The organism is Klebsiella sp. K47 (genome assembly GCF_051858335.1).
Classification (GTDB): Bacteria; Pseudomonadota; Gammaproteobacteria; order Enterobacterales; family Enterobacteriaceae; genus Klebsiella; species Klebsiella pneumoniae.
In genome coordinates this window covers 1-217 of the sequence record NZ_JBPYUI010000512.1, presented here as the reverse complement: position 1 = coordinate 217, position 217 = coordinate 1, and the positions used below count along the sequence as shown (strand labels likewise).

1 pseudogene is annotated in these 217 nt (G+C 44.7%); it reads right to left on the bottom strand.

Features of this window, described 5'->3' with window-relative positions:
• A pseudogene (locus RRF55_RS29015) lies at nucleotides 1-217 on the bottom strand (SAM-dependent methyltransferase); the annotation flags it as partial.

Here is a 217-nt window from a genome sequence, read left to right as displayed (position 1 = left end):
AGGGTTGGGATAAAGAATAAAGAACTGTTCAACCTGCTGCGGTTGCAAGGCATGTACCACCCACGGTAAAGCATCGGCATGTACCAGCTGTAAATTCTGCTGACCTTCTAAGCTATGTTGTTTCTGCATCGCCACAAACTTTTCACGGGTACGTTCAACCGCAATTAGCTTTTTCTCAGGATGATTGGCCGTAAACAATAAAGCATGTTTACCCTTG